This is a genomic window from Amycolatopsis sp. cmx-4-83 (genome assembly GCF_046548815.1).
GTDB classification, from domain to species: Bacteria; Actinomycetota; Actinomycetes; order Mycobacteriales; family Pseudonocardiaceae; genus Amycolatopsis; species Amycolatopsis pretoriensis_A.
In genome coordinates, this window is record NZ_JAEBEF010000004.1 from 661,662 (window position 1) to 678,541 (window position 16,880).

13 protein-coding genes and 1 pseudogene are annotated in these 16,880 nt (G+C 71.5%); 9 read left to right on the top strand and 5 right to left on the bottom strand.

What is annotated here, in order from left to right; genetic code table 11:
- Positions 1-164 precede the first annotated feature (164 nt).
- The 5 genes and pseudogenes from ACLJQM_RS15585 (at position 165) to ACLJQM_RS15605 (ending at position 5,421) form a co-directional block, all read left to right on the top strand.
- Positions 165-569, top strand: a complete 405-nt coding sequence (locus tag ACLJQM_RS15585; RefSeq protein ID WP_247020142.1) for a nitroreductase family deazaflavin-dependent oxidoreductase — start codon at positions 165-167, stop codon at positions 567-569.
- 77 nt (positions 570-646) lie between these two features.
- On the top strand, positions 647-1,411 hold the full coding sequence (locus ACLJQM_RS15590; protein WP_247020144.1) for a lysophospholipid acyltransferase family protein: 765 nt from the start codon (positions 647-649) through the stop codon (positions 1,409-1,411).
- 49 nt (positions 1,412-1,460) lie between these two features.
- Positions 1,461-2,852, top strand: coding sequence for a dihydrolipoyl dehydrogenase (gene lpdA / locus ACLJQM_RS15595; RefSeq protein WP_410631788.1), 1,392 nt, complete (start codon positions 1,461-1,463; stop codon positions 2,850-2,852).
- 281 nt (positions 2,853-3,133) lie between these two features.
- Positions 3,134-3,368: pseudogene (locus ACLJQM_RS15600) on the top strand (nucleotidyltransferase family protein); the annotation flags it as partial.
- Between the two features lie 148 nt (positions 3,369-3,516).
- A complete protein-coding gene (locus ACLJQM_RS15605) occupies positions 3,517-5,421 on the top strand; it encodes a S8 family serine peptidase (RefSeq protein ID WP_410631789.1) in 1,905 nt (634 codons plus the stop codon).
- A 44-nt stretch (positions 5,422-5,465) separates the two neighbouring features.
- Here the strand turns inward: ACLJQM_RS15605 and ACLJQM_RS15610 are convergent, their stop codons facing one another.
- The gene (locus tag ACLJQM_RS15610) at positions 5,466-6,095 is read right to left on the bottom strand and encodes a class I SAM-dependent methyltransferase (RefSeq protein ID WP_360777037.1); all 630 of its coding nucleotides are present in this window, start codon (positions 6,093-6,095) and stop codon (positions 5,466-5,468) included.
- 21 nt (positions 6,096-6,116) lie between these two features.
- Between ACLJQM_RS15610 and ACLJQM_RS15615 the strand changes: the two genes are divergently transcribed.
- On the top strand, positions 6,117-6,851 hold the full coding sequence (locus tag ACLJQM_RS15615) for an SDR family oxidoreductase (RefSeq protein WP_247020154.1): 735 nt from the start codon (positions 6,117-6,119) through the stop codon (positions 6,849-6,851).
- Between the two features lie 95 nt (positions 6,852-6,946).
- Entirely contained in the window at positions 6,947-9,919 is a 2,973-nt protein-coding gene (locus tag ACLJQM_RS15620) for an NACHT domain-containing protein (RefSeq protein ID WP_410631790.1), read from the top strand.
- Here ACLJQM_RS15620 and ACLJQM_RS15625 read toward each other — a convergent pair.
- A complete protein-coding gene (locus ACLJQM_RS15625) occupies positions 9,874-10,893 on the bottom strand; it encodes an SDR family oxidoreductase (RefSeq protein ID WP_410631791.1) in 1,020 nt (339 codons plus the stop codon). The two genes, ACLJQM_RS15620 and ACLJQM_RS15625, sit on opposite strands and share 46 nt — an antisense overlap.
- A 70-nt stretch (positions 10,894-10,963) precedes the next feature.
- Between ACLJQM_RS15625 and ACLJQM_RS15630 the strand changes: the two genes are divergently transcribed.
- Positions 10,964-11,842: a LysR family transcriptional regulator gene (locus ACLJQM_RS15630; protein WP_360777032.1), complete on the top strand. Its 879-nt coding sequence runs from the start codon at positions 10,964-10,966 to the stop codon at positions 11,840-11,842.
- On the opposite strand, the gene ACLJQM_RS15635 is transcribed toward ACLJQM_RS15630, so the two are convergent.
- Positions 11,808-12,419: a nucleotidyltransferase domain-containing protein gene (locus ACLJQM_RS15635; protein WP_410631792.1), complete on the bottom strand. Its 612-nt coding sequence runs from the start codon at positions 12,417-12,419 to the stop codon at positions 11,808-11,810. The two genes, ACLJQM_RS15630 and ACLJQM_RS15635, sit on opposite strands and share 35 nt — an antisense overlap.
- Positions 12,416-13,864 carry an ABC transporter substrate-binding protein gene (locus ACLJQM_RS15640; protein WP_410631793.1) on the bottom strand — a complete coding sequence of 483 codons (1,449 nt, stop codon included), beginning with the start codon at positions 13,862-13,864 and terminating at the stop codon, positions 12,416-12,418. Before ACLJQM_RS15640 ends, ACLJQM_RS15635 begins: the two co-directional genes overlap by 4 nt.
- 104 nt (positions 13,865-13,968) lie before the next feature.
- On the opposite strand from ACLJQM_RS15640, the gene ACLJQM_RS15645 reads away from it, so the two are divergent.
- Entirely contained in the window at positions 13,969-15,303 is a 1,335-nt protein-coding gene (locus ACLJQM_RS15645) for an LVIVD repeat-containing protein (protein ID WP_247020165.1), read from the top strand.
- Here ACLJQM_RS15645 and ACLJQM_RS15650 read toward each other — a convergent pair.
- A complete protein-coding gene (locus tag ACLJQM_RS15650; RefSeq protein ID WP_410631794.1) occupies positions 15,300-16,877 on the bottom strand; it encodes a glycoside hydrolase family 13 protein in 1,578 nt (525 codons plus the stop codon). The two genes, ACLJQM_RS15645 and ACLJQM_RS15650, sit on opposite strands and share 4 nt — an antisense overlap.
- Positions 16,878-16,880 lie beyond the last annotated feature (3 nt).

Consider the following 16,880-nt stretch of genomic DNA (forward strand, 5'->3'; position numbering starts at 1 on the left):
AATCTACTGGGAGGAGGGTGTCTCCGGAGAAGCCGCTGCTCGGGGGACCTGACCCATTCGAGTGAAACCGGCGGGGAAGATCGGCCGCGGTACGTGTGTTGCAAACAAGGAGAACCTTCAAGTGGTGAGCCCGCCACTGCCGATGACCGCGAAAGGAACCACGCATGCTGTTCGGTGACGAGCACGTCCGCCGCTACGAGGAGACCGACGGGGAGGTCGGGCACGAGTGGAAGGAAGGCGTCCCGACGCTCGTGCTGACCACGAAGGGCCGCAAGACCGGCCAGGAGCGCAAATTCGCCCTGATCTACCAGGAAGTCGACGGAAACCCGGTGATCGTGGCCTCCAAGGGCGGCGCGCCGAACCACCCCGGCTGGTACTTCAACCTCGTCGAGACCCCCGAGGTCGGCGTCCAGGTCAAGGCGGACAAGTTCACCGCGACCGCCCGCACGGCCGAGGGCGAGGAGCGCGCGAAGCTGTGGGAGAAGCTGGCCGCCGTCTGGCCGGACTACAACGAGTACGCGAAGAAGACCGACCGTGAGATCCCGGTGGTCGTGCTCGAACGCCGGTGAAATCGTTGCTGTGATCTGCGCCGCGTTCGGCGCGCGCCGGGGCCGAACCGGGCGGTCGTGGGCTACGAATGACACTCATGAACGACCGCTGGACCGCCCTGGACCTCGAGGGTGAGCTGCTCACCCGACGCCAGATGATCGCCTACGGCCGGCGCTTCGCCCGCGCCGGCCGTGGCGCCTGGTACAGCTTCGCGATCGAGGTGGTCTGGCAGTTCCTCGCCCAGACCACCCGCTTCCGCGTGCGGGGCTCCCGCCACATCCCGAAGACCGGCGGCGTGCTGGTGGCGTCGAACCACCTGTCCTTCGCCGACCCGACCACGCTCACCGCGTTCTGCCTCGCCGCCGGCCGCGTGCCGCGCTACCTGGCGAAGGCGTCGCTGTGGAACCTGCCGGTGGTCGGCCGCGTGATGCGTTCGGGCCGCCACATCCCGGTCTACCGCGGCGCGGCGACGGCCGCGGAGGCCTACCGCGACCTGGTGGCGTCCGTGCGGGCGGGCGAGTGCGTGGCGGTCTTCCCGGAGGGCACGTTCTCGAAGGACCCGGACGGCTGGCCGATGCGCGGCAAGACCGGCCTCGTCCGCGCCGCGCTGGAGACCGGCGCGCCGGTGATCCCGGTGGCCAACTGGGGCACCCACCACCTGCTGCCGTCGACCGCGTGGTTCCCCCGCGGGCTGCCGCGCAAGACCGTCGAGCTGGTCGCCGGGCCGCCGGTCGACCTGTCCGACCTGCGCGACCGCCCGCTCACCCGCGAGGTGCTGGAGGAGGCGACGGCTCGCATCATGGGCGAGGTGACGACCCTGCTGGAGTCCATCCGCGGTGAGCGACGGCCGCTCGCGGCCTGAGGTCCGCGTCACCCCGCCCGGTCCTGCCCGTAGGGGTAGTTTCTGGTGTATGAGTGCACAACACTTTGATGTCGTCGTGCTGGGGGCCGGGGTCGGCGGTTACGTCGCGGGGATCCGCGCGACGCAGCTGGGGCTCAGCGTCGCGGTGGTCGAGGAGAAGTACTGGGGCGGGGTCTGCCTGAACGTCGGGTGCATCCCGTCGAAGGCTCTCCTGCGCAACGCCGAACTGGCGCACGTGGTGACGCAGGAGGCCGCGGCGTTCGGGATTTCGTCCGACAGCCCGATCCGGGTCGACTACACGGCTGCTTACGAGCGGAGCCGGAAGGTCGCCGACGGGCGCGTCAAGGGCGTGCACTTCTTGATGAAGAAGAACAAGATCACCGAGTTCGACGGGCACGGGACGTTCCTCGACGATCACACGCTCGAGGTGAACGGCTCGCAGATCACCTTCGAGCACTGCGTCATCGCCACTGGGGCGACAACCCGGTTGCTGCCGGGGACTTCGCGCAGCTCGCGGGTCGTGACCTACGAAGAGCAGATCCTGTCCAGTGAGCTGCCTTCGAGCATCATCATCGCCGGGGCTGGCGCGATCGGCGTCGAGTTCGCTTACGTGCTGCACAACTACGGCGTCGACGTCACGATCGTCGAGTTCCTCGATCGGATGGTGCCGTTGGAGGATGCCGAGGTGTCGGCTGAGCTCCTCCGGCGGTATCGGAAGCTCGGGATCAAGGTGCTGACGTCGACCCGGGTGGAGTCGATCGACGATTCGGGTTCTTCGGTCGAGGTGACTGTTTCGTCCGAGAAGGACGGGCAGCGGGTTCTGACCGCGGACAAGGTGCTGCAGGCGATCGGGTTCCAGCCCCGGGTCGAGGGTTACGGGCTGGACAAGACGGGTGTCGCGCTGACTGAGCGGGGCGCGATCGCTGTCGATGGGCGTGGGCGGACGAACGTGCCGCACATCTTCGCCATCGGTGATGTGACGGCGAAGTTGATGCTGGCGCACGCATCCGAGTCGATGGGGGTGGTGGCCGCGGAGACCATCGCCGGTGCGGAGACGATGGAGCTCGACTTCCCGATGATCCCGCGGGCGACCTACTGCCAGCCGCAGATCGCCAGTTTCGGGTGGACCGAGGCGCAGGCCCGGGAGAAGGGGTTCGACGTCCGGGTGGCCAAGTTCCCCTTCACGGCCAACGGGAAGGCTCAGGGGTTGGGCGACGCCGGTGGGTTCGTGAAGCTGATCAGTGATGGTGAGCACGGGGAGCTGATCGGCGGGCACCTCATCGGGCCGGATGTCACCGAGTTGCTGCCGGAGCTCACTTTGGCTCAGCAGTGGGATTTGACTGTTCATGAGGTGGCTCGGAATGTGCATGCGCACCCGACGCTGGGGGAAGCGGTGAAGGAAGCTGTTCATGGGCTTGCTGGGCACATGATCAATATGTGATTTCTTTCGCCCCGATTTTTCATTGTCACTACGGCCGGCGCGACGCGTCAAGGCGGGAAAGCGTGCCTTGACCCGCCGCGCCGGCCGTGTGGGCGGCTTCGGATCGGGGCCGCGGGGGTCCGGGCGGGGGTGTGGTGGCGTCGGAGCGGCTGCGGGAGTTCCTGGGGCGGAACGAAATCCTCGTCGAGGTGCCGGGGCTCCGATCTGATCTGGGAGGGTGAGGACCGGGTCATCCGGGCCGCCGCCGAAACGTTCGCGGACCTCGATGTCGACGTTGAAGTGTGCATCTCTGGTACGAAGCCAAGTTCGGTGTGGCCTGCTCGCCCTTCACGAGTACCGAGGCCGCGATCGATGCCTTCGTGGCCGTCTGCTCGTGTGTCGGGGTCCGACGGCAGCTGGCACTTCTACGCTCCCCACGGGCTCGATGACCTCTTCGCGATGGTCGTGCGGCCGAATCCCGTGCTTGCCCAGTGCGAGGCTTTCGAACGGAAGGCTGCCCGGTGGCGGAGCCGGTGGCCCGAAATCGTTCTCATGTTTTCCTGCTCGTTCCAGGATGTGGACGTCCGTGCGATCCAGACTTTGGTCGGTGGTTCCTCGCTCGGTCACTCCTTAGATTCTCCCCATTACACCCGGTCGAGTGACCGAGGATCACAGGGAGACATCGATGGTGAGATTCAGCCGGGTTGCCGCGCACGCGGCTCCGCTGACGGTCGGCGCGTTGCTGCTGACGACGGGCGTCTCGGCAGCGCAGCCGTCCACGGTGGACGCGGCTGCCGCGCGCACCGAGGCCGGGATCAGTGCCCTGCAGAGCATCAAGAAGAGCCTGAGCCCCGCGGAGCGCAAGCAATCGAGCCAGCTGGTCGTCGAGAAGCGGTTGCGTGCTGACCGGTCGCTCGCCGCGAAGCTGCCCGACTACCGCTCCGGCGTCGGGGTCAGTGGGGCCGGCACCGTCGCGGTCGACATCGCTGCCCACGGCAACGGCGTTGCCAACGCTGTGCGGTCGGCCGGTGGCACCGTGCGTTACACCGCGCCGGACGGGGCGGTCCGGGCCGATTTGCCGCTGTCCGCTGTGGACACCATCGCCGGGCGTGGCGACGTCGCCGAGGTGAAGCCCGCCGCGCAGGCCACCACCTGGAGCGAGCCCGGCAACCGCGATCTGCGGCAGGCTGTCGCCGCGCAGGCCGCCGCCGCGACGCAGGTGTCCGAAGGGGACAAAGCGCACGGTGCCGACGCCGCCCGTGCGACCTACGGCGTGAGCGGGTCCGGCACCAAGGTGTGCGTGCTCTCCGACGGCGTCGACTCGCTCGCGAAGTCGCAGAGCGCCGGTGAACTGCCCGCCGTGGACGTGCTGTCCGGGCAGAAGGGCAGCGGCGACGAGGGCACCGCGATGCTCGAGATCATCCACGACCTCGCGCCGAACGCGACCCTCGGCTTCGCCACCGCGTTCACCAGTGAAGCCAGCTTCGCCGCGAACATCCGCGCGCTGCGCACCACCGGCAAGTGCCAGATCATCGTCGACGACGTCGCCTACTTCGACGAGTCGCCGTTCCAGGACACGCAGGTCGCGCAGGCGGTCAACGACGTGACCGCGGCCGGCGTCCTGTACTTCTCCTCGGCCGGCAACTCCGGCAACGCGACCGACGGCACCAGCGGGTATTACGAAGGCGACTTCCGCGCGTCCCCGACGAAGATCAGCGGCGTCACCGGGACCCCGCACGACTTCGACCCGAGCAGCACCACGCAGAACTTCGACGCGCTTTCGGCCGGCTCGCTCGGCAAGCCGGTGACGCTGTTCTGGTCCGACCCGTGGGGCAAGTCCGCCAACGACTACGACCTGTTCATCCTGAACTCGGCGGGCAGCGTCGTGGCCTCCAGCGAGAACGGCCAGTCCGGCTCGCAGAACCCGTACGAGATCGCGAACGTGCCGACCACCGGCTCCGGCTACAAGGTCGCGGTCGTCAAGTACAGCGGTGCCGACCGGTTCATCGCGCTGAACGTCATCCGCGGCCGCTTCGTGGCCTCGGGCTCGCTGAAAGCGTTCAGCACCAACGGTGTCACGAACGGCCACTCGGCGGCGGCGAACGCCTTCAGCGTCGCGGCGGCCCCGGCCGGACCGGCGTTCGGCCGTCCGCTGGAGACCGGTGACCCGGCCAACCCGGCCGGCCCGTACCCGGGCCTGTTCAGCGCGTCGAGCAAGTGGGAGCGCTTCTCCTCCGACGGCAAGCGCAAGCTCTTCTACAACGCCGACGGCACGGCGATCACCCCCGGCAACGTCTCCTCGACCGGCGGCACGACCCGGAACAAGCCGGACATCACGGCAGCGGACGGCGTGGCGACCTCGGTGACCGGCTTCCAGCCGTTCTTCGGGACGTCGGCGGCGGCCCCGCACGCGGCGGCGATCGCGGCCCTGCTGCTCTCGGGCAAGCCGACGGCGACCCCGGCGCAGATCCGCTCGGCGCTGGTGTCCTCGGCGATCGACCTGGGCGCGCCCGGCTTCGACACGGTGACCGGCACCGGCGTGATCATGGCCGGCCCGGCCCTGGCCGCGCTGGGTGTCCAGCCCAAGTAAGCACCGAACTCAGCGGGGCCCGGCGCGCGCCGGGCCCCGCTGAGTCATTTCCCGGTGACCAGCAGGTGGAAGCGGAACGGGCCGCGCTCGATCCGTTCGTGCCGGAGCAGGCCCAGTCCCGCCGCGGCCGACGCCGCTTCGAGTTCGGCCACCGGGCGGAGCCGGAAGCCGTTGTCCGTCAGCATCCGGGCCCGCCCCATCAGGTCCGGGTCGCCGACGCCCAGCACGAACCGGCCACCGGGCGCGAGGACGCGCGCGACTTCCGCGAAGGCCCGCTCGAGGTCGTCCACGAAGTAGACCGTGTTGGTCGTGACGATCGCGTCGACCGTGCCGTCCGCCAGGGGCAGGGCGGTCATCGGACCCTCGGACAGCACCAGCCGCCCCGCCGCGATCTCCCGCCGGAAGGTCGTGCCCGCCCGGGCGAGCATGGTCTTCGAAATCTCGACGCCCTGCACCGTGGCGGTTTTCCGCAGCAGCAGGCCGAGGCCCAGCCCGCCGCCGAACCCGATGTCGAGCGCGGATTCGTCGCCGGACAGCTCCAGCGCGTCGACCGCCTTCACCACCGCCTCGCGGTTCCGGCGGTTCAGCATCGCGCCGACGACCCGGCCCCGCAGGCCGCTAGGGTGGCCGAGTTGCCGGGCCAGCCCGGCTTGGAAACCCTCGCGAAGTCCCATGCGCGCAGTCTAGGAGCAGTGATGGCGAAGACGGCAGTGGTCACCGGCGCCGGATCGGGGATCGGCCGGGCGGTGGCGCGGGCGCTGCTCGAAGACGGTTACCGGGTCGCGCTGGCCGGACGCCGGTCCGCCGCGCTCGAGGAGACCGCCGCGGGCTTCGAAGGTGCCCTCGTCGTGCCCACCGACGTCGCCGACGAGGCTTCCGCCGCCGCGCTCTTCGACGCCGTCCGCGACGAGTGGGGGCGGCTCGACCTGCTCGTCAACAACGCGGGCATCGGTGCGGCCGGGACGATCGCCGACCTGTCCGTCGAGGACTGGAAGCGGACCGTCGACGTCAACCTGACCGGGATGTTCCTGTGCGCCCGGCAGGCGGTGCGCCTCATGCGCGACCAGGACCCGCGCGGCGGCCGGATCGTCAACAACGGCTCCATCTCCGCGCACGTGCCGCGCCCGGCGAGCGTCGCCTACACCGCGACCAAGCACGCCGTCACCGGCCTGACCCGGTCGATTTCGCTCGACGGGCGCGCCTGGAACGTCGCCTGCGGCCAGATCGACATCGGCAACGCGGCCACCGAGATGACCGAACGCATGGCGGCGGGCATTCCCCAGGCCGACGGCCGGGTCGTCGCGGAGCCGACGTTCGACGTCCGGCACGTGGCCGACGCGGTGCGGTACATGGCGGGCCTGCCGCTGGACGCGAACGTCCAGTTCCTCACCGTCACGGCGACGACGATGCCGTTCATCGGCCGCGGGTGATGCCGACATTCAGGTGAAGCGGCGGCCCCGCGGGTCGACGGCGGCGAAGCCCGGTTGGTAAACCGGAGGGCCGATACCGATCACGAGGGGCCGAAGTGCCTGCTCAGCTGACCTACGCCGTAGTCATGGCGGTCGTTTTCGCCTTCGCCGGTTTTCTGGCGAAGCAATTCGTCGGTGAAGGGGTCAAACACCTCGGGCAGCGTTTCTGGCCCGCCGTGTTCCGCAGCCGGCGCCGGACGCTGACCAGGCGCGAACTGCGGCGGTACGCCGGTGGCGTCAAAGCGACGTTCGACAGCCACGCGCTCGGTTTCCTGGCCACCACCAAGGTGACGGTCAGCGAGGTCTACGTCCCGCTCCAGAGCGAGGTGGACGGGCGCCGCGAAGACATCTACGGCAGCATCCGGGACCGCGGCCGGACCGTCGTCCTCGGCCCGGCCGGCGCCGGGAAATCCATGCTGCTGAAGTATTCCATGGTGAAGTGGGCCGACCGGCCCGCCGATTTCGAGCGCGTCCCCGTGTTCGTCGAACTGTTCCGCCGGAACCGCGGCGAGGAGAGCCCGCGGGACCTCGTCGTGGCCGCGCTCGGGCGGGGTGGCGTGAAGAAACCGGAACGGTTCCTGGACCGCGCGCTGGCGGACGGCCTGCTGAGCGTGTTCTTCGACGGTTTCGACGAAATCGTGACCGACCGGCGGGCCGAAGTCACACAACAGCTGAAGGCGTTCGCCGAAAAGTGGCCGAAGTGCCAGATCGTCGTCACCTGCCGGGCTGCGGTCTACGATTCCGAACTGCGGCCGGACTTCGATCACGAGGTGCGGGTGGCCGGTTTCGACGACGCCGCCATCCGCCGGTTCCTCCGGCTGTGGTTCACCTCGAAACGGGCCGGTCGCGACACGCGGTTCGAGGTCGAGCAGATGATGGCCGGACTGCGGGCGAGCCCGCCCATCCTGCTGCTGGCCCGGACCCCGCTGCTGCTCACGATGATCGCCTCGCTGCACGACGCGGATCCCGGGATCGGGCCGGTGCTGCCGGGCTCGCGCGCGGAGTTCTACGAACTGGCGGTGCAGCACCTGCTGCGGCGCGACTCCGAGCTGGGGCGCACCCGCGGCCTCGCGACCTACAAGGCCGGCCACAAGCAGATGGCGCTGCGGGCCATCGCGGTGCGGGCCCAGGGCGCGATGGCGCCGGGGACCGACCGGCGGACCGTGCCGGAGGACGAGCTGCTCGCCACCATCACCCGGGTGCTCACCAGGTTCAACCTGGAGGCGGCGCACGCGGCCCCGATGCTCGAGGAGATCGTCGACCGCAGCGGGTTGCTGGTGCGGGTGGACGGAGGCAACCTCCTCTACGAGTTCCCGCACCTGACGCTGCAGGAGTACCTGGCCGCGATGGAGCTGGCGGACAGCCCCGAGCGGTTGCTGGCGCTGTACGAGGAGAACCCCGGCCGGTGGCGCGAGACGGTCAAGCTCTGGTGCGGTGGCGCCAACCGCGACTGCACGCCGGTCGTCGAGCGGATCTTCGCCGGCGACCGGCGCGGCAAGCTCCTGGCGCTCGAATGCCTGGCCGAGGCGCGCCAGATCGACGAGACGCTGGCCAGGGCGGTGCTGCGGCACTTCGAGGCGACGCTGCCCGGTGCCGAGCCCGATCCCGTCGTGGTGGCCGCGCTGGGCGCGGTCGCGGCCGACCCGGGACCGCGCGGGACGGCGCTGCGCACCCGCCTCACCCGGGCCGCGCTGCAGCGGCACGTGCCCGCGATGCTCGCGCTGGCCGCCACCCGGCTGCGGCCGGCGGTCGAGACGCTCAGCGACCTGGCGACGTGGGCCCCCGCGGCGCGCGTGGCCCTGCGGTCGACGGGGGAGCTCGCGCTGCCGGTGCTGGCCGAGCGCGCCGGGACCGGCTCGACCGCCGCCGTCGACGACATCGCCGCCATCGGGACGGCGTCGGCGGGCGTGGCCTTGGCCGAGCTGCTGTGGGACGAAAGCGACGTCGCCGTCCGGGCCGCGTGGCGGCTGGCCGTGCTGGTGCGCAGCCCGGACGTCGAAGACGAGCTGTCGCGCGCGGAGACCGGGAACCCGGCGGGCGAGTGGTACGACTGGCTGTGGGCGCCCTTCCACACGGCGGGAACCGGGCACCTCGCCGAGCTCATGGGCCGGGTCGGCTACCTGATCGACGACCGCACCGGGGCGCGGATGCCGGACGACGTCGGCCGGGTGGACCCGCGGCTCGCCATGCCGATCGGCGTCCGGGGCGCGTCCCGGCAGTACGACCCGGCGGCGCTGGCCGGGCTCGACCTCGAAGTCGGGCGCGTCGCACGCTCGCTCGGCGTCGGGGTCCGGGACCACACCGGGAACGGCGAAGCACTCGCGGAGATCCACGAGCGGGACGAAGGACAGGCGCGCCGGCTCGCGCTGGCCCTGTTCGAGCGGGCCGGGGTGGGCGTCGGTTACCGGAGCCTGCTGGCCACGCTGCCCACCACCGTCCTGGTGCGGCTGGTGGTGAAGCTGTCCAGGCCCGGGTTCCGCGCCGACGAAAGCCAGTGGCGGACCTTCGACGAGGACCTGAAGGCGCCGGTCGTGCTCCGGCCCGTGGCGTCCGTCGCCCTCGTGGTCCTGCTGGCCGGGCCCTACCTGCTGGGCGTGACGCGGGCGACCGGCTCGGCGTTCGGCTGGTGGCCCTGGACCGCGCCGTGGGAGGGGTGGGCCACCGCACTGGCCGCACTGGGTTTCCTGCTCACCTGCCTCTTCTTCCGCTTCGGTGAAGTCCAGCGGATGACCGTCCTCGCCGGGTTCTTCCTCGTGCTGTCCCTGCCCGGGGTGCTGGCGTACGCGGTGACGACCCTGGTGGACTGGCTCGGCGCGCCCGTCCTGGCGACGGCGGCGTTCGTCCTGACGGTCGTCACCACCGGCCTCGTGCGGCTGCTCGGCCGCCGGGAGCGCGAGATCGCGAACCCGTTCCGCGACCTGCGCAGCCTGGACGAGAGCGTCCTGCGGGGCCGCTCGACGGTGATCTCCGGGCGGGAAGCGGGTCAGGGGATCACGCGCGCCTTCCGGAACTCGTCGAACAGCCGGTAGAACATCTGCTCCGTCTCGACGTACTCTCCGAAGCCCGCCCGCCGGGATTTGGACGTGTCCGCGAACACGTCGTAGTCCCAGCCGAACACGAAGTCGGCGAACGCCCAGGACGAGGAAACGTCGGCGTAGGACGACGAAAGGCCGTGGCGGGTGGCCATGGACGTCCACAGTGGAGCCTTGTCGGCCATGACGTCCACCAGGGACATCCGCAGCGGCGGGGCGACCTCCAGGCCGAAGTACGCCGCGAGTTTCGGCCACAGTTCGCGCCAGCGGAACAGGTCGCCGTTCGCGATGTTGAAGGCGCCCTGGTGGTTCGTCGCCCAGGTCGTCGCCGAGGCCAGGAGGCCCGCGTCCGTCATCTCCAGGAGGCTGTCGTACGCGCCCGGCTTGCCCGGGAAGCGCAGCGGCACGTCCAGTTCCTTCGAAATCGACGCGTACACCGCGATCACCAGCGCCAGGTTCATCGGGTTGCCCAGCGCCGTGCCGCCGACCACCGAGGGGCGGATCGCCGACCACGTCCACGAGCCCGCGCGGCGTTCGAGGAACTGCTGCTGGTCGACGTTGAACTCCGGCGGCAGGTGCCCCGCGTCGGTCTCGCGCGCCGGGGTCTTGAACGGGCCGAGGTGCGCGCCGTAGACCTTGTAGCCCTGCATCAGGCTGACGTGCTCGAGGCCGGGCGCGGCCGCTTCCGCCGCGTCGACGAGGTTGGTCAGCATCGCCAGGTTCGGCGGGACCAGCTCGGCCCAGGTCGGTTTGTCCTGGTAGGCGGCGTAGAAGAGGTGGGTCGTGGCGTCGAGCCCGCTGAGCTTCGCCCGGGTCTCGGCCGCGTCCAGCAGGTCGACGGCGATCGTGCCCGGCCCGCCGCGGCGGGCGAGGCCGGTGACGTCCCAGCCGCCGTCCGCCCGCAGGTGCTCGACGAGGGTGCGGCCGATGATCCCGTTGGCCCCGGCGACCAGGGCTGTCTTGCGCTTCATGGTTCCAGGCTGTCCCCGCGCCGGAGATAAGTCCAAGGCATCCTCGTCACCATGTCGATAAGCTGAGTTCATGACAAGCCTGCGGCAGCTGGAGTACCTGGTCACGGTGGTCGACACCGGCTCGTTCACCCGCGCCGCCGAGCAGCTGCACGTGACGCAGCCGGCGTTGTCGCACCAGATGCGGGCGCTCGAACGCGGTCTCGGCGGGCCGTTGCTCGAACGGCTGCCGCGCGCGGTCCGGCTCACGCCGATGGGGCGGGCGATGCTCCCGCACGCGCGGGCGGCGCTGGCCGACGCCGAACGCGCGCGCTGCGCCGCCCGCCTCGCCTCCGGGACGACGGCGGGCGAACTGCAGGTCGCGACGCTGTACTCGGTCAGCCTCGGCGTGCTGCCGCCCGCGTTGCGCGTGTGGCGGCGCGACCGGCCCGAGGTCGACGTCCGGCTGATCGAGTTCCGGCACGCCGACGAGCTGCGCGAAGCGATGGCCGCGGGCGAGGCCGACGTCGCGCTCGGCCCGCGGCCGGCCGGCTGGACCGGGCCGGTGCGGGAGCTGGGCGTGGAGGAGTTCGTCGTCGTGCTGCCCGCGGACGGCGCTTCGGAGGACGACGAGACCGGCGTGGTCGACCTGGCGACGCTCGCGGACTGCGCGTGGGTGCACTACGCCCCGGGCAACGGCCTCGCGGAACTGGTGGACGCGACCTGCGCGGCGGCGGGCTTCCGCCCCCGCGCGGCGGTCCGCACCGAGCAGACGGCAGCGGCCCCGATCCTGGCGGCGGCGGGCTTGGGCCCGGCACTGGTCCCGGCGAACGTGCTGCCGCCGCGCTTCGACGGCCGGGTGCTGCGGCCGAGCGTGCCGGTGCGGAGGACGCTGGTGGCGTACACGCGCGGGGTGCCGGACCCGCTGACCAGCGCGTTCATCGAGACCCTCGCCGAGCACGCGACGGTCTAGCCGCCTGGAGGCGGTCCTGCCAGGGGTGGTCCGGCGCCAGGGCGGCTGCGAGCCAGCGCCGCTGAGCCGTGTCGAGCACCGGCAGGGCCGCCGTGAAGTCCTGCTCGTCCTTGGGCCGGGTGTCACGCGCCTTGGCCAGCAACTGCACTTCCGGGGCCAGGTAGGGAATTCCGCCCGCCGAGACCGCGCCCAGCCCGGACACCGGCCGCCGCACGGCCGGGTTCCGGCGGGAGACCCACTCGTCGCCCTCGGTCTCGTCGAGCATGATCTGGATCCGCCACGGTGCCGACGGTCCCGGGCGGCACCAGACGTCGTCGACGCCCGGGGGCAGGACCTCGCCGGGCAGCCACGGCCGGAGCGTGCCCGGCGGGTCGGCCGCCCACCACTCCCACGACGGCAGCGCCGCCTGCACCGCCGCTTGGTCGCGGCGGAGGAACAGGACGTCGACGTCGGCGTGCTCGCGGAACGCGTGTCGCACCGCCAGCTCGATCGCGTAACCACCCGCGATCCACCACGGGACGCCGGCGGAGGCGAACAGCACCGCCACCTCGGCCGGGGTGGCCGGGTCCCAGGTCACGAGACCGCGATCCCCGTCAGCACCGGGCCGGTGAACGGCGTCGTCGTCACCTCGTGGACGCGCGAGGACCAGACCGCGTGGCCGTGGCCCGACCACAGCGGCGCCACCGGCAGGTCCCGCAGCAGCTGGTTCTCCGCCAGCCGGTACAGCTCGCCCGCCTCCTCCGGGGTCGCCGCGGCGTCGGCCAGTGCCAGGTTCTGCGTGAAGACCTCGTCGGTGTACCCCGATTCCGCAGCCAGCTGGGACAGCAGCTCGTACGGGCTCGGCGTCGCCAGTTTGACGTCCACGGTGGACGGCCCGTCGAGCGGTCCGGTGTTCGGGGCCGCCTGTGCCGTCACGGAAACGTCCAGCGCTTTGTGGAGTCCGACCACGAGCGTCCTCGTCCACGCCTCCGCGCCCGGTCCGAAGTAGACGGTCGCACCGCCCGGGAAGGCCGCCTGCTTCAACAGGGCCTTGCCCGCCGCCGCGTCGTAGCTGCACGGGCGGCAGGTGCCGGACCGGTCACCCGGGGCGTCCGCCGGGGGCAGCAGGGCCTTCGCCGGGTCGACCTGGTGCGCCAGCGGGCCCGCCTCCAGCGCCGCGCGGTCCACGCCCAAAGCGAAGCCGTGGCGGACCGTCGCGTCGGAAAACCGCGGGTTCGCCACCGGGAACGCCAGGTAGCCCGCCTGCGGGAGGGCCCAGGTCGCGTGGTGGTCGTCGCCGAAGTCGGTGTGCATGGCTTCGTGCTTCTCGCCGGGGACCTCGGTCGCCAGGTCGAGCGTGCCCGCCTTGACCGCGTCGTACTGGGCGCCCGGTTCGCCGACCCGCAGCTCGATCTCGTCGGCCTTCCCGGGCCCGACGCGCTTGAGCGTGCCGCCCGAACCCGGGTGCCAGCCGCCGTCCAGGCGGTACGGGCCGTTGCCGACCGGGGCCTTGGCGAAGCCGTTCCAGTCGCGGGAAGCGAGCACCGACGCCGGCAGCGGCACCAGGCCCGGCGCCGAAAGCAGGGCCGGGACCTGGCCGGACGGGCGGTCGAGCGTCAGCGTGATCGTGTCCGGCGCGGGCGCGGTGATTTCGCGGGCGCGCAACAGCTTCGTGAACACCGGCGTGGACACCCAGTGCGCCGCGGCGACCGCCCGCCAGGTGTCCACATAGGACTGCGCGGTCACCGGCGTGCCGTCGTGGAAGGTCGCGGGCCGCAGCTTGACCGTCCAGTGCACGCGGTCGGTGCTCTCGATCGACTCGGCCGCGCGCGGGGTGAGCTTGCCCGACGCCGCGTCGTAGTCGGCCAGCGGGGTCCACAGCGCCCCGGTCACCAGCCGGCCCGCCTGGTCGGCGAGGTCCGCGGGCAGCAGCGTCGCCGGCTCCCGGATGCCGACGGACAGCACGCCGGGGCGCGCGGGGTCGGTGCCGGAGCAGCCCGTGACGGCGAGGGCGAGGACGGCGAACAGGACGAGCAAGCGCATGCGCCAGTCCTACCAGTCAAGAGCCAACAAAAGACGGTTGTGTCCGGTTGATCTCCGTCGTACCGTTCCCGTGGTCACGCTCCGAGCGTTCTGGGAGGTTTCGCGTGCGCACCTGGTTGCGGTCGTGCTTCGCCGCCGTCACCGTCAGCGCCACGCTGGTCGCGACCGGGCTCCCGGCCGCCGCCTGCGGCGAGGACGACAAACCGGCCACCCCCGCGGCCCGCACGCTGGGCGATCCCGGGGCGATCAAGAACGTCAAGTCCGTCGGCAACGTCCCCGACGCCGCCGGCGCCATCTCGATCAACTTCCTCGACTACGGCCGCCGCGACGTCATGGTCGTGTCCGGCGAGTTCGGGCTGAAGGTCTACGACCTGACGAAGAACCCGGCCGCGCCGAAGCTGGTCGGCCAGGTCAGCCTGCCGGGGCTGTGGGAGACCGAGGACACCGAGGTCGACCAGAACCGCAAGCTGGTCTTCCTCTCCCGCGACCCGCGCGCGTACGGCGGCACCACGCACACCGGCGAGTCCGGCATCTACGTCGTCGACGTCTCGAAGCCCGAGGCCCCGGCGATCCTCAGCTACGTCAAGGTGCCCGCCGGCCACACCACCAGCTGCGTCGACGGCTGCCGCTACCTGTGGACCGGCGGCCCGGCGAAGGCCGACGACCAGCCCGCGGACTGGGGCGGCCGCCCGATCTGGGTCACCGACATCCGCGACCCGCGGCACCCGAAGGTGAACCCGCAGCCCATCGAGCTGGCCCGCAACGACGGCAAGACCGACTACGTGCACGACGTCCAGGTGGACGACAACGGCGTGGCCTGGGTGTCCGGCCGCGGCGGCGTGCGCGGGTACTGGACCGACGGCGTGCACCGCGACCCGCTGACGAACAAGGTCCACCGCGCGACCGCGCACGAGCCGATCCCGTACGCCGGCGGCGGCATCGCCGAGACGGCGGCGCCGTCCCGGTTCATGCACAACAGCTTCCACCCGGCCGGCCACCGCGTCGGTGACGGCGCCTGGCGCGGCCAGGACCTGATCTACGCGACGGAGGAGAACTTCGTCGACGGCTGCGCGGGCGACGGCGTCCTGACGATCTCGTCCCTGAAGGGCTCCTACCACGGCGAAGGCTGGCGCTCGACGCCGGAGAAGCCGTTCCGCCTGGAGAGCGTCGGTACCTGGGGCGTCAACGGCCAGGAGGGCAGCGACCCGGCGTCCGACGACTGTTCCGCGCACTACTTCGACGTCCGCGGCAAGATCCTGGTGCAGTCGTTCTACGCGCAGGGCACCCGGTTCCTCGACGTCAGCGACCCGACGAACCCGCGGCAGATCGCGTACTACCGGCCGGGCGACGCGAGCGCGTGGGCCCCGTACTGGCACGGCAAGTACGTCTACGTCGCGGACAACGCCCGCGGCGTAGACGTCCTGCAGCTCACCCGTTAGGACTTCAGCCAGACAGCGGTGTCGGTCGGCAGTTCGCCGCCGGCCGGCCCGCTGGCCAGCAGGATCTCCCCGGCGGGGAGCGGGATCGGCGTGTCCGAGAAGTTCAGCGCGAACGTGAACCCCGTCCCGAGCCGGAACGCCAGCACCCTTTCACCGAGGTCGAGCCACTCCGGCGAGCCGGTGGGGAGATCCCGCCGGAGCCGCAGCCCGTTGCGGTACAGCGCCAGCATCGACGCCGGGTCCGCCGCCTCCGCTTCCGCCGTGTAGTCCCGCCACTCGGCGGGCTGGGGGAGCCACGCGCCCCCGGCGCCGAAGCCGAACGGCGCTTCGGAGCCCGACCACGGGATCGGGACGCGGCAGCCGTCGCGACCGGGGTCGGTGCCGTTCGTGCGCGCCCACACCGGGTCCTGGCGCAGCTCGTCGGGGATGTCCAGGACCTCCCAGAGCCCCAGCTCCTCGCCCTGGTAGACGTACAGCCCGCCGGGCAGGGCCAGCGTCAGCAGCGCCGCCGCCCGGGCCCGCCGGGTGCCCAGCTCGCGGTCCACCGGGAGCTCGTGCAGCCGGTTCGCGAAGCTGAACCCGGTGTCGCCTTCCCGGCCGTAGCGCGTGACGTGCCGCGTGACGTCGTGGTTCGACAGCACCCACGCGGCCGGCGCGCCGACCTCCTCGTGCGCCTTCAGCGTCCGGTCGATGACGTCGCGGAAACGCTTGCTGTCCCACGGGCAGACCAGGAAGTCGAAGTTGAACGCCGAGTGCAGCTCGTCGCGGCGCAGGTAGCGCGCCGCTCGGGACATGTCCTCCAGCCACATCTCGCCGACCAGCACCCGCTCGCCCGGGTAGCTGTCGACGATCTTGCGCCACGAGCGGTAGATCTCGTGCAGGCCCTCCTGGTCGGAGAACGGCGTCTCGTCGCCTTCCTCCACGTCGGGCAGGTGCGGGTCCTTGACCAGCCCGTCGGCGACGTCGATGCGGAAGCCGTCGACCCCGCGGTCGAACCAGAACCGCAGCACGTCCTCGAACTCCGTGCGGATTTCCGGGTTGTCCCAGTTGAAGTCGGGCTGGCGCGAGCTGTAGAGGTGCAGGTACCACTCGCCGTCCGGCACGCGCGTCCACGCGGAGCCGCCGAAGCGCGACTTCCAGTTGTTCGGCGGCTCGCTGCCGTCCGGGCCGCGGCCGGGGCGGAACCAGAACCGTTGCCGCTCCGGCGATCCCGGGCCCGCGGCCAGCGCGGCCTGGAACCAGCGGTGCTCGTCGGAGCAGTGGTTGGGCACGATGTCGATGATCACCCGGATGTCCCGCGCGTGCGCTTCGGCGATGAGCTCCTCAGCCTCGTCGAGCGTGCCGAAGAGCGGCTCGATGTCGCGGAAGTCGGCGACGTCGTAGCCGCCGTCGTCCATCGGGGACGGGTACCACGGGGTGAACCAGATCGCGTCGATGCCCAGGTCGGCCAGGTGGTCCAGCCGGGCACGGACACCGGCGAGGTCGCCGACGCCGTCGCCGTTGCCGTCCGCGAAGCTGCGGATGTACACCTGGTAGATGGCCGCGCTCCGCCACCAGCCGGTCTTGTCGGTCACGTA

Coding starts and splice junctions, on each gene's coding strand:
- ACLJQM_RS15585 (WP_247020142.1), top strand. CDS start 165: ATGCTGTTCGGTGACGAGCACGTCCGCCGCTACGAGGAGACCGACGGG.
- ACLJQM_RS15590 (WP_247020144.1), top strand. CDS start 647: ATGAACGACCGCTGGACCGCCCTGGACCTCGAGGGTGAGCTGCTCACC.
- lpdA (WP_410631788.1), top strand. CDS start 1,461: ATGAGTGCACAACACTTTGATGTCGTCGTGCTGGGGGCCGGGGTCGGC.
- ACLJQM_RS15605 (WP_410631789.1), top strand. CDS start 3,517: ATGGTGAGATTCAGCCGGGTTGCCGCGCACGCGGCTCCGCTGACGGTC.
- ACLJQM_RS15610 (WP_360777037.1), bottom strand. CDS start 6,095: ATGGGACTTCGCGAGGGTTTCCAAGCCGGGCTGGCCCGGCAACTCGGC.
- ACLJQM_RS15615 (WP_247020154.1), top strand. CDS start 6,117: ATGGCGAAGACGGCAGTGGTCACCGGCGCCGGATCGGGGATCGGCCGG.
- ACLJQM_RS15625 (WP_410631791.1), bottom strand. CDS start 10,893: ATGAAGCGCAAGACAGCCCTGGTCGCCGGGGCCAACGGGATCATCGGC.
- ACLJQM_RS15630 (WP_360777032.1), top strand. CDS start 10,964: ATGACAAGCCTGCGGCAGCTGGAGTACCTGGTCACGGTGGTCGACACC.
- ACLJQM_RS15640 (WP_410631793.1), bottom strand. CDS start 13,864: ATGCGCTTGCTCGTCCTGTTCGCCGTCCTCGCCCTCGCCGTCACGGGC.